The organism is Clostridium sp. AF32-12BH, from assembly GCF_003477935.1.
Lineage (GTDB): Bacteria > Bacillota > Clostridia > Lachnospirales > Lachnospiraceae > Brotaphodocola.
The window spans coordinates 1-9,114 of the sequence record NZ_QUEH01000031.1 but is presented as its reverse complement, the minus strand read 5'-3'; the positions used below and the strand labels follow the sequence as shown (position 1 = coordinate 9,114).

The 9,114-nt window shown below is 39.6% G+C and carries 8 protein-coding genes and 1 pseudogene; 3 read left to right on the top strand and 6 right to left on the bottom strand.

Features of this window, described 5'->3' with window-relative positions:
* Positions 1–102: 102 nt before the first annotated feature.
* Positions 103–639, bottom strand: coding sequence for a TIGR00730 family Rossman fold protein (locus DWZ40_RS18765; RefSeq protein ID WP_118544327.1), 537 nt, complete (start codon positions 637–639; stop codon positions 103–105).
* A 368-nt stretch (positions 640–1,007) separates the two neighbouring features.
* On the opposite strand from DWZ40_RS18765, the gene DWZ40_RS18760 reads away from it, so the two are divergent.
* Both DWZ40_RS18760 and DWZ40_RS18755 read left to right on the top strand, forming a co-directional pair.
* Positions 1,008–1,244, top strand: a complete 237-nt coding sequence (locus tag DWZ40_RS18760; protein ID WP_118544326.1) for a DUF6061 family protein — start codon at positions 1,008–1,010, stop codon at positions 1,242–1,244.
* 241 nt (positions 1,245–1,485) lie between these two features.
* Positions 1,486–2,702: pseudogene (locus tag DWZ40_RS18755) on the top strand (IS256 family transposase).
* Positions 2,703–2,892: 190 nt separating this feature from the next.
* Here DWZ40_RS18755 and DWZ40_RS18750 read toward each other — a convergent pair.
* The 5 genes from DWZ40_RS18750 to DWZ40_RS18730 form a co-directional block, all read right to left on the bottom strand.
* Complete coding sequence (locus tag DWZ40_RS18750; protein WP_118544325.1) at positions 2,893–5,337, bottom strand: ABC transporter permease; 2,445 nt, start codon at positions 5,335–5,337, stop codon at positions 2,893–2,895.
* Positions 5,334–6,008 carry an ABC transporter ATP-binding protein gene (locus DWZ40_RS18745; protein ID WP_118544324.1) on the bottom strand — a complete coding sequence of 225 codons (675 nt, stop codon included), beginning with the start codon at positions 6,006–6,008 and terminating at the stop codon, positions 5,334–5,336. The genes DWZ40_RS18750 and DWZ40_RS18745 overlap by 4 nt, the downstream gene beginning before the upstream one ends.
* Positions 6,009–6,121: 113 nt before the next feature.
* Positions 6,122–7,387, bottom strand: a complete 1,266-nt coding sequence (locus DWZ40_RS18740; RefSeq protein WP_118544323.1) for a HAMP domain-containing sensor histidine kinase — start codon at positions 7,385–7,387, stop codon at positions 6,122–6,124.
* A complete protein-coding gene (locus DWZ40_RS18735) occupies positions 7,363–8,052 on the bottom strand; it encodes a response regulator transcription factor (RefSeq protein WP_005427500.1) in 690 nt (229 codons plus the stop codon). The genes DWZ40_RS18740 and DWZ40_RS18735 overlap by 25 nt, the downstream gene beginning before the upstream one ends.
* A gap of 103 nt (positions 8,053–8,155) precedes the next feature.
* Positions 8,156–8,488 (bottom strand): helix-turn-helix domain-containing protein, encoded by a 333-nt coding sequence (locus tag DWZ40_RS18730; protein ID WP_072522465.1) that lies wholly within the window; start codon positions 8,486–8,488, stop codon positions 8,156–8,158.
* A gap of 142 nt (positions 8,489–8,630) precedes the next feature.
* Here DWZ40_RS18730 and DWZ40_RS18725 point away from each other — a divergent pair, with 142 nt between their 5' ends.
* Positions 8,631–8,984 carry a cupin domain-containing protein gene (locus DWZ40_RS18725; protein WP_117495883.1) on the top strand — a complete coding sequence of 118 codons (354 nt, stop codon included), beginning with the start codon at positions 8,631–8,633 and terminating at the stop codon, positions 8,982–8,984.
* Positions 8,985–9,114: the final 130 nt, after the last annotated feature.

Genomic DNA, 9,114 nt, shown 5'->3' with positions numbered 1-9,114 from the left:
TTCCCACCGGCTTGACTACACACCCTTAGCTGGGCGCACAACTGGAATTGATCGTGCTCTGTCTTTCGCTAATGCAACTCCATTTTACTGTGCAAACATAAGTTATGCCCGTCTCAAGATTCGCTTTATATCATCCAGATTTTCAACAAAAAAGATTCCCTCCTGTCGCTCGTTAGAAGATAATCCTTTTTCAATCATATGATTTAGAAGTGCTTTCAAATCATCGTAGTAACCGTTCAGGTTGTAGAGAATGCAGGGTGCCTCCAGATGTTTCAAAGACACATTCGACATTACCTCTGCAATTTCCTCCAATGTTCCCGTGCCGCCCGGGAAGGCAATAAAGGCTTCTCCTAACTCAATCATTTTGTTTTTTCTCTCAGACATATCCTTAGTCACAATCAGTTTTGTCAGTCCATCATGTTGAAACTCATTTTCAATAAAAAAATTCGGCTCAACACCCGTAACATCACCGCCTGCCTTCAATACACTGTCTGCCAATGCTCCCATTAAACCACCTTTAGAACCACCGTAAACAAGTGCATTTCCACTGTTTCCAATCCATGCCCCCAATTCCTCAACTGCTTTTCGTAAGCATGGGTCATTTCCTTCGTTTGCCCCAAGATAAACTGTTATATTCATTAAAAATTTCCTCCTACAACTTCCGATTGAGATTTCACCTGTTTTAAGAGATTTAATAACTGTTATATTTTGTTATTAAATTCTCCGCAAGCCCTTGAAAACACTGGATTTGTCGCAGGTGAGCTTTCCCTTATTGTTTCCCTTGTGTTATATCTTCCCATATAAGTTTACGAACTCTGATAAGGGAAAATACAAGGGCACAAGAGGTCCGGTGGACCTCTGCTCTGTGCCGACCGAAGCGGCAGCGGAGACCAAAAAAATTATATAAAACAGTATAACACAAAATAAAACTGACATGGTGAACTGATTGAAATGCTTCTTAATTTTTATAGCTAATGATTGATTGAATAATAAGGAGATGGGATACGATGAGAACAATATTTGCAGAATACAATCTACAGTGCAACAGTATTGATGTTTATACCAGTGCCGGCTATATGCTTCGCATTGACTGCTGGGAAGCCGAAAAGGATTTAAAAACCACACCCGGATCAGACTGTGCATTGACTTCACTTGCAGTCGATGAACCACTTGAATATGCGAGATTATATCTTGAGGGCAATTTACAGATGTGGGTAGATACAGAAGATTCATTAGAGTTATAAAATGCAAGCAACCTGTATGCTTCATTACACACAGGCTGCTTAATCAAATTTATTATAATTGATGAAAAATCGGTTGCATTTTGTCAAAAGTACAAAACTTTTTGAAACCAAGTGCTTTTAATTCCTGTTATGGGGAGCATCCCAAAGTTTGTGTAAACCTCCAAACTGATGTAAGATAAAATTACTCAGTTTGGAGGTTATTGTTATGGCAAGAAGAAAAGACAGCCCACAAAAAGCAGCAATGCGAGAAATGATGCGTGATTATCTGAAGAATAATGATATCAGCATCAAAGACGGCACCGATGTAAACAGTATCATGCGTGACATGATGTCTGTTCTTCTGGAAGGTGCTTTGGATGAGGAATTGGATGAAGAATTAGGATATTCCAAGTATGATTATCGTAACAAAGAAACAGACAACAGCAGAAACGGTCATTCCAGCAAAACTATGCACACAAGCTATGGAGATATGGATGTAGCAATTCCAAGAGATCGTAACGGTGAGTATGAGCCTCAGCTAATCAAAAAATATCAGAATACTGTGACTCAGGACATGGAAGAAAAAATCCTTTCCATGTATGCAAAGGGAATGACTACCGGAGATATCGAATCTCACATGCGGGAACTGTATGATATTGATATTTCTGACAGTACCATCAGCCGGATTACGGATAAAATCCTTCCAATTGTAAAAGAATGGCAGGAACGTCCGTTGGAAGAAGTGTACGCTGTCGTATTTATGGATGCTATCCACTATCATGTCCGAAGTGAAGGACGCATTGTAAAACGTGCAGTCTACATTGCTCTTGGCATTGATATTAACGGAAAAAAGGACGTTCTTGGTATGTATGTTGGAGAAAACGAAAGTGCCAAGTTCTGGCTCTCCATCATGAATGGACTAAAGAACCGCGGAGTTGAAGATATTCTGATAGCATGTGTGGATGGACTAAATGGATTTCCACAGGCAATTGAAGCTGTTTATCCAAAAACAGAAATCCAGCAGTGTATTATTCATCAGATCCGTAATTCAACGAAGTTTGTTTCCTACAAAGACATCAAAAAGCTGATGGCTGATCTGAAGCTTGTATATGCGGCTCCAACGGAAGAAGCAGCTTTAAATGAGTTAGAATTGTTCAAAGATAAATGGGATTCCAAGTACCCGAAAATCTATAAATCCTGGCATGATAACTGGGCAACCCTGTCAACATACTTCAAATATCCGGAGGCAGTAAGACGTCTAATTTACACCACAAATGCCATTGAAGGATTCAATCGTCAGCTTCGGAAAGTGACCAAAAGCAAGACCGTTTTTCCGTCAGATGACAGCCTTTTGAAAATGCTGTATCTGGCAACTATGGATATCACGAAAAATGGACCGGACATAGGCAGGACTGGGGGCAGATCCACTCCCAGCTTGAAATCTATTTTGAAGAGCGTCTGATCGGACACAACCTGTAAAACCAGCTTGTTTTGGGCAGGTCTTATTGACATGCCCAAAAACTCCTGTATAATGCAGATATGGGCAGAATCCGGAAAATCGGCTCTGCCCATTTGTAACTATTCACAAATCTTATATCAGTTTTTAGCGTTTACACAAAACTTGAAACGGTCTCCTGTTATGATACTGAGGATATCCCAGCAATACTTGCTATCCCTGATACCTTATTCTTTCTACCAGCGTTTCCTTTTTCAGATTACTGCTTAAAACGCAGGAAAGCACAATCTGCAAAAGGCTGACCAGCAAAATCATAGCAAGAATTGGTGTAATTGGAACATGATAGACATTCATTCCAAATATCCCATTATGCTTTGCATAGGCAAAGAGCACGTAGCCAAGTGGCAGACCAACGACAAGTGCTACACATATGGTGCCAACCGTAAAAATCAGTCCCTGTAACTGCAGACATAAATTTAATTGTTTATTTGTCATACCCACAGCCTGTAATACACCATATTCCTGCTTTTTTGTCGTAATATTCATGATCATGGTGTTTGCCATATTCATAAAACCGATGAATCCTACAACCGCTATAAACAGATAACAGCCAAGCTTCATCGTGCGAGCTGAGAATTCTGCAGATTGTAACTGCGCATGATAAGTATCCATTTTTATATGCGAAGTATTAGAAATCAATGTATTCAGATTTTGCTCCACAGATGCCACATCTTTTTTGTCACAGTCCACCCACAGATAGCCATAGGCTGCTCCTCTCGGATTCATGGAACGGTATACGCCTTCCGGAATGACAAGGTAAGTGTCCGCACTTACAAAGGATCCTGCAATCTTTCCCTGATAGGTATAGGTTCCACTTCCATTCTCAAAGTCAAATGCAATGGATTCACCCGGAGCATATCCATCTTGTTCCATCCACATCGACCAACCAAAGAAAATTTCACCATTCTTTACCGCCTGATCATAGTCCATAGAGCCAATATCCCCGTCCTGGCGCATAAAATCAAAATCCTTTTTACTCACAACAGCAGCCGGAAATCTTGTTCCGTTCAGATTTACAGAGACAATCTCTCTCGTCATGACATCTGTCACTCCCGGAATGCTTTTGATTTCTTCAATCAGCGAATCATTCAATGGATCATCCGTCAGAATCGTATCCAGATTATTCTCCGGATATCTTTCATCATACTCAGCAGAATAGTCAAGCTGCAGTTCAAATTGTCCATGATTAACGGAAAGACGTGCTTCATGCTCCGTGTCAATATTTCCCACATAATTAGAAATAATCACAAACAATGCGCAGGAAAGCCCCAGTGTGAGGATGGTACCAATGGTTCTTTTTTGGTTACCCATTACATTTGCCATTGCCATAGAAAACACGGTGACATTTTTTCTGCCATTTCGTTTTCCTTTTTTGTGTGTTTCTGCATTTTCTAAATACCGTGTTGCTTCGATAGGTGAAATCCGTGAAACAATTTTCATTGGTTTACGCAGTGCCAAAGCAACGGTAAGAAATGATACGAAAATACATAGAAGCATAACAGGCAGGGAAAACAGTGACACCTGCTGATTTTGGACTCCCATAGAGTCAGTTCCGGTTGATACAAGATTCCCCTGTTCTACCAACCAGTTAAAACCGCATTTTGCAATCAGAAAGCCCAGAAGCAATCCAACCGGTATTGAAAAAATTGTCAAAAAAATGCCCTCTCTGAAGATCAGTTGTTTCATCTGCTTTTTTGTTGCTCCCAGAGCCTTGATTTTTCCATACTCCTGTATCTTGTTGGCAATACCGACCTGAAAAATATTATAAATGACCACAACAGAGAAAAGTACAATTGCAAGAATCAAAACCTCGCATACCGCAATCGTTTCATAACTCGGCTGCAAGACCCATTGCAAATAGAGATCATTGACTATAACGTTTTTTTCTTCGATCCCACAAGCTGCTGCAATCTGCTTTATAACCGAATCAATATTATTCATAGATACATTTGCAGAATCATTTAAAGTAAAATAAATATTATACTGTCTGTCATTCTCTGCGACGTGCTCATCATAAAACTCCTGTGACCCGAAAGCAACATAAGATGCCTCGATGGTATACTCATCCCGATCATATAGGATTCCGCTGACAACAAATTCTTCCGGCTTATATTCTGACTGCATCCCTGCGCGGTAATCCAGTGTAACCGTATCTCCGATCTTTACATCACCATACCCCATTGCACGAAAAAATGCTCTTCCTGCGGCAATTTCCTGCATTTTTTCCGGATACTTTCCTTCCTTCAACTCATATTCTTTATTATAAGGAAGCATTTTTCTTGCAGTCTCATCCATGCAGACAAACCCGCCTTTTTCATTGCCTTTTATGATACCTTCGGTGCACATAGTGCCTGTAGCATCTATTTCCGCACGGCGGTTTACTTCTTTTAACTGCGATCCGTCTGCGGAAACAAACAGACCATAATTGCTTCCATATGATCCTGCCGCCTGACTTTTCTGTAAATGAATTACCCCATTTCCCACAGTACTGATGATAACAAGCAGCATCGTGGCCAGACAGATTGCCATCATGATCAGTATACTTCTTGTCCTGTTCCTTTTGTCATTGCTATATGCAATCCTGCTTATTGTCTTCATCTGAAATCCACCACCTGTCCGTCCTCAATCACCAGAATACGGTCAGCGACCTGTGCAATTTCATCATCATGGGTAATCATTACAATTGTCTGTCCATATTTTTTTGCTGTCATCTTAAGCAGAGCGATTACCTCATCACTGGTCTTAGAATCAAGATTGCCTGTCGGCTCATCCGCAAATATAATTTCCGGACGATTCACCAGTGCTCTTGCAATTGCTACTCTCTGCTGCTGTCCTCCGGATAACTGATTTGGCAGATTATAAATCCGGTTTTCAATCCCCAGAGTTGCAATAATATCATTTACATACGCTTCATCCACTTTTCTTCCATCCAGCCCCAGTGGCAGTACAATATTTTCCCATACATTAACAGATGAAACCAGATTAAATGCCTGAAAAACAAATCCGATTTTTCTTCTGCGGAAAACAGCAAGAGCATCTTCTTTCATCCTGTATAAATCTTTCCCTGCTAAAGTAACACTGCCTTTTGTCGGGGTATCAAGCCCTCCAAGCATATGAAGTAATGTACTTTTACCGGAACCTGACTTTCCAACAATTGCGACAAATTCTCCCTGCTCAATCTGAATGTCCACCTGATTGACCGCTTTGACCTGATTCTCACCTGTGCCATAAAACTTACAAAGCTGCTTGGTTTCTAATATCACACTCATGTGTTGCCTCCTTTTCATTCTACATCCAAATTGTATCAGGACAATCTTTCATTTCACTTTCAAAAAACGAGCAGAAGTCTTACAGAATTGTAAGATATCTGCTCACTTAAAATTTAACCAACATATGGTAATTGAATCACAAACGTGCTTCCTTTTTTCTTTTTGCCGGAGGTTACCGTGATCGTACCTCCGTGTTTTTCGATAATTTCTCTCGATAGAAAAAGTCCGATTCCTGTACCACTCTTTTCCATGACCTCCCGGGAACTTTCTCTGTAAAATCGTTGAAAAATTTTGTGATACTCATTCTGCGGAATACCAATTCCCTGATCCTCAATTTCCATTCTTACAAGATCGTTTCTTTTTTGTAACCGGATAAATATTTTTGAACCACCCGGACTGTACTTGACCGCATTATCCAGAACGTTGATCACCGCTTCACCAAGCCACCTTTTATCCTGCATAATCGTGCATGTTTCCATCTCTTTTTCATATTCAAAAACAAATTCAATTTCTTTCTCATCCGCTTTGGGATAAATACGGTTCACAGCAGATATGACAGTATCCATAAGCGGAAGTTTTTTCTTATTAATCTGAATCAGTCCAGTTTCCATCTTGGATATTTCAAGAAGCGACTGCAATAATGTCTCCAGTCCATCCAGAGCACTCCGACAACGGATACGAAACTCCTCCTGTTCTGTGGCACTTAAGTCATTCTGCATCAGCACACTAAAACATGTATCCAAAGCTGCAACCGGTGTCTTTAACTGGTGAGAGATATCAGAAACCATTTCTTTCGTGCTCTCTTTTTCTTCCCGTGCTTCTTCCTTTAGCAACTGAATATGATGTCCGATTGCTTCAAGCTGGTCATTCAATTTTTCCAGTTCTGCATGATTTTCCGTTTTCAGTAAATCATCAAATTTATTTTCACGGAATCTGATCAGAATTTCTTCTAACTGGTCTAAAATTTTCTGATGACACGCATCTTCTGTCTTCTTCCAATAAAATAAAATAATCAAAAGAAGCACGCATATCACAGTGCTTACAGCACCGGTCACCATAACCTGATGCCGGAATTGCGAATAAAACACATTCCCTTTATTTCCCCAGTATCCATATTGCTCCAATAATCGCCTTCCCTGTTCGTTGGTTTCAATATCCTTATCCTTAAGCAATTCCGAAACAGCATCCAGCCCGGAAAATTTTTCCTTTGCTGCAATTTCTGTCATAAGATTCATTTTATATTTATAATCTTCATAAAACACATACGTGGTAAAGCAATTTAATATTGCAAACAATAATATGACAGGTAATACCAAGGAGAGCACTACTGTAATCTTCTTGCGATATCTCTTTGTCACTGCCTTACCTCCTGATTCCATATATACCCAAGACCTCTGATATTCTTTATATAGACTGGTGCAGCCGGATTGTCTTCGATTTTCTCACGGAGTCTTCTGATATTGACAGCGATTGTATTTTCATCCACAAAATCCCCTTCCAGATCAAACACATTTTCCAATATTTGTGTTTTTGAAAGAATCTGTTTCGGATTCTGAAGAAAAAAAGTCAGCATTTTCAACTCCGTTTTTGTCAGACTGATTTCACGACTCTTTATCAGGACTTTCATTTCTCCTGCGATAAATACGATATCTCCCGAAATCATCTTTCCGGCTTCCGTTTTCTCCTGTCTGCGGCGGAAATGTGCTTCTATTTTCAAAAGAAGTACCGAAAGACTAAACGGCTTTGTAATATAATCATCTGCCCCTGCTTCATATCCCATGACCTGATCCATCTCCTGATCTAGTGCTGTAAGACAAATAATGTATGTATTATAATTGCATCTCATCCACCTTACAAATTCCAGTCCATTCCCATCCGGAAGATTCACATCACAAATGGTAACATCCACATTATTATCACTTGCAATTCTTTTCGCTTTTTTCATTGATTCTGCTGAAAAAACCTCATATCCGGATTTTTTCAGTGAGAATGTAATTCCACGATTTAAATTTTCATCATCTTCAACCACGAGTATACCTGGCATAGCATATGCACCTCTCTTTGTTAACTATTTCTCCTCTTCGTTAAGACCTAGTTCATTACCTCTGTCAATTCCGATTGTTCGAACTTTTCAAATACTAACGTACTTAATTCTGTTCAATAAGTGATTTATAGTAGTTACCAAAGTCAGCAAGTGAATTAACAATTGGAAGCATTTTTGTTCCGAGTTCCGTTAATCCGTATTCGACTCTCGGTGGCTGCTCATGGTAATCGTGGCGATATGCCAGTCCATCACTCATCATTTGTCTTAAACTATCTGTCAAAACCTTTTGTGAAATACCATCTATACTTCGTTGTAGCTCATTGAATCTCCATGGGCGCTCTTTCAAGTTACGCAAAATCAGCAGTTTCCATTTTCCTCCGATGAGAGATACCGCTGTTGCAACTGGGCATTCCGGTAATTCTTCTTTTGCTCGCATAATTCTCACCTCCGAGTCTATTGTAACACATTCAATTTTGAGTGTACAGTTACAAAAAGGTGCGTACTTGTTTTTGTATGTGTCTCACACTATACTAATACCAAGCAACCAGAAACTACAAATCAACTATGGAGGTATTATTATGACAAATTACACAAAAACAACTATTGGAAAGGAAAACCGAATTGAACTGCATGAAAAGTTGTCTTTAACAGGTGCAGAAATCAGTTTAAACGAACTACCTGCAGGAGCAAATGTCCCATTTGTTCATTCTCATAAAGAAAATGAGGAAATCTATGGAATTCTTTCAGGTAACGGCAAAGCCATAATTGATGGAGAAGAAATCAGCCTTTCAACTGGAGACTGGCTAAAAATCGCACCTGCTGCAAAGCGTCAGTTTTTTGCATCCGATATTTCCGGAATTACTTATATCTGCATACAGGTAAAAGAAAATTCTCTGGAACATTTTACAGCAGAGGACGCCGTAATCGGCTAATTAAAAGTATTTATTTACAAAAATGCACAGTTCCCGATAAGCTAAGAACTGTGCATTTCTTTTTTCTTTAATTTTACAATTTCTCTATTTTTCAAATGGCGATAAATAAATCTCTCCACCATCATCAGTT

What these genes read in the sequence shown, in the direction of transcription:
- DWZ40_RS18730 (WP_072522465.1), bottom strand. Translation starts at nt 8,488, where the DNA reads ATGCGAGCAAAAGAAGAATTACCGGAATGCCCAGTTGCAACAGCGGTA.
- DWZ40_RS18765 (WP_118544327.1), bottom strand. Translation starts at nt 639, where the DNA reads ATGAATATAACAGTTTATCTTGGGGCAAACGAAGGAAATGACCCATGC.
- DWZ40_RS18750 (WP_118544325.1), bottom strand. Translation starts at nt 5,337, where the DNA reads ATGAAGACAATAAGCAGGATTGCATATAGCAATGACAAAAGGAACAGG.
- DWZ40_RS18735 (WP_005427500.1), bottom strand. Translation starts at nt 8,052, where the DNA reads ATGCCAGGTATACTCGTGGTTGAAGATGATGAAAATTTAAATCGTGGA.
- DWZ40_RS18740 (WP_118544323.1), bottom strand. Translation starts at nt 7,387, where the DNA reads ATGGAATCAGGAGGTAAGGCAGTGACAAAGAGATATCGCAAGAAGATT.
- DWZ40_RS18725 (WP_117495883.1), top strand. Translation starts at nt 8,631, where the DNA reads ATGACAAATTACACAAAAACAACTATTGGAAAGGAAAACCGAATTGAA.
- DWZ40_RS18745 (WP_118544324.1), bottom strand. Translation starts at nt 6,008, where the DNA reads ATGAGTGTGATATTAGAAACCAAGCAGCTTTGTAAGTTTTATGGCACA.
- DWZ40_RS18760 (WP_118544326.1), top strand. Translation starts at nt 1,008, where the DNA reads ATGAGAACAATATTTGCAGAATACAATCTACAGTGCAACAGTATTGAT.